This is a genomic window from Halomonas sp. (assembly GCF_041689495.1).
In the GTDB taxonomy this organism is placed as follows: domain Bacteria; phylum Pseudomonadota; class Gammaproteobacteria; order Pseudomonadales; family Halomonadaceae; genus Halomonas.
This window is the reverse complement of sequence record NZ_JBDNGD010000425.1, coordinates 1-1,714: the sequence shown is the minus strand read 5'-3', so window position 1 is coordinate 1,714 and position 1,714 is coordinate 1. Positions and strand designations below refer to the sequence as shown.

Annotated in this window: 3 protein-coding genes; 1 reads left to right on the top strand and 2 read right to left on the bottom strand. The window is 66.2% G+C overall.

Annotated elements, in window-relative coordinates:
• Positions 1-489, bottom strand: a 489-nt coding sequence (locus tag ACESMD_RS13155) for a glycosyltransferase family 9 protein (RefSeq protein WP_372613871.1), incomplete at its 3' end; no start/stop codon positions are given.
• On the opposite strand from ACESMD_RS13155, the gene ACESMD_RS13150 reads away from it, so the two are divergent.
• On the top strand, positions 488-1,198 hold the full coding sequence (locus ACESMD_RS13150; RefSeq protein ID WP_372613869.1) for a 3-deoxy-D-manno-octulosonic acid kinase: 711 nt from the start codon (positions 488-490) through the stop codon (positions 1,196-1,198). The two genes, ACESMD_RS13155 and ACESMD_RS13150, sit on opposite strands and share 2 nt — an antisense overlap.
• On the opposite strand, the gene ACESMD_RS13145 is transcribed toward ACESMD_RS13150, so the two are convergent.
• On the bottom strand, positions 1,177-1,714 hold a 538-nt coding region (locus tag ACESMD_RS13145; RefSeq protein WP_372613867.1), incomplete at its 5' end, for a glycosyltransferase family 4 protein. The two genes, ACESMD_RS13150 and ACESMD_RS13145, sit on opposite strands and share 22 nt — an antisense overlap.

Here is a 1,714-nt window from a genome sequence, read left to right as displayed (position 1 = left end):
CGGTACCGGCAGGTCCCACTCCAGGGAGAGGTCCTCGACACCGAGGAGGCGCGCGAAGTCCAGGTAGGAGTCCAGCACATGGGCGCGGGGATGGGGCGCCAACTGCCGATGGGTGAACCAGTGCTGGGCATCCTTGGCACGGGCCTTGTCGTAACCGACGCGCACGTTCGCCTTCAGGCCCAATGACAGCACGCTGGCGCGCAGGGCCTGTTGCATGTGCAGCAACACATCGAAGCGAGTATCCGTCAGTTCGCGCCAGAGCCGACGCATCCCGGCAAGCCCCGAGGCCTTGTCGTAGACCACGAACTCGACCCCGGAGAGGCCGGCCAGTAGACTGTGCTCGCCCTTGCCGATGATCCAGGTGATACGTGCCTCGGGCCACTGGCGCTGGAGGGCGCGAACCGTCGGCACCAGATTGCAGACATCACCCAGGGCGGAGAGGCGCAGTACGCCGATGTGCCGGGGTTGGGCGGGCAGAGGATGCTTCATGCGCTTGGCAACATGTCAGACGGGTAAGACCTTCATTCTATATGATCCCGACAGTTTAAGTGACGCCGGCGAGGCGCCACAAATCGACCCGTCGCTTTTTGAGCCCGATCACTGGCGACGAACAGGCACCATCGTCGGCCAGGCACCCGGTCGAGGCGCCAGCCTGTTCCTGGAGGTTCCAGGCGAGCACTGGGTGCTGCGTCCCTATCGACGGGGCGGCCTGGTCGCCCGTCTCAGCACCAAGCGCTATCTCTGGACCGGCCTGGAACGCACCCGGGGCTTTCGCGAAATGCACCTCACCGCCGAACTCTTCGATGGCGGGCTACCCGTGCCGCGTCCTGTCGCCGCCGGCGTGACCCGACATGGCGCGACCTATGAGGCCGCCCTGATTACCGTGCGTATTCCCACGGCCCATGCCCTGGCCGAGCGACTGCCTCATGACGCGGATGATGCCTTGCTCGAGACGTTGGGACGCACCATTCGCCGCTTCCACGACGCCGGCCTCGACCATGTGGACCTCAATGCCCGCAACCTGCTTATCGATGCCCGGGACAAGGTCTGGCTGATCGACCTCGACCGCTGCCGGTGGCGTTCCCCGGGCCCCTGGCAGCGCGCCAATCTCGAGCGCCTGGCGCGCTCAGTGGAGAAATTCGGCGCACCTGATGCCATGCAGGCCATCCGCCGCGGCTATGACTCGGCAGGGGACTGACCGTCATACTCGGCGATCAATTCCGCCACATGGGCCTCCAGGGTGAAACCATCGAGAATGTGCTGCCGAGCCGCCCTGCCCAGTTCCTCGCGCAGCTCGCCATCCCCGGCCAGCAACGCCATTGCCTCGGCCCATGCCCGGGGCGATTCGGGGGAAGCCAGTCGCCCGGTGCGGGAATCGATCAACTCGGGAATAGCACCGCTATCGGCACCGATCACCGGCTTGCCCGCGGCCATGGCCTCGATCACCGTCAGCCCGAAGGCTTCATTGCGCGAAGGCACGCAGATGATGTCCAGGGCCTCGAAGAGTCGCGGCAGGTCGGGGCGGAAGCCGGTAAATGCGATCGAGTCCTCGAGGCCTCGTTCGCTGACCAGGGCTCGGAGACGGGCCACATAGGCCTCGTCGCTGCCCTCGCTGGCCAGTAGCCCGCCGATCAGCACACCCTGCCAGGCCAGGCCAGGCGCCTCCTCGGCCAGCCGTGCCAGGGCCTCTATCCACAGTTCCTGTCCCTTGCCT

What these genes read in the sequence shown, in the direction of transcription:
- ACESMD_RS13150 (WP_372613869.1), top strand. Translation starts at nt 488, where the DNA reads ATGCGCTTGGCAACATGTCAGACGGGTAAGACCTTCATTCTATATGAT.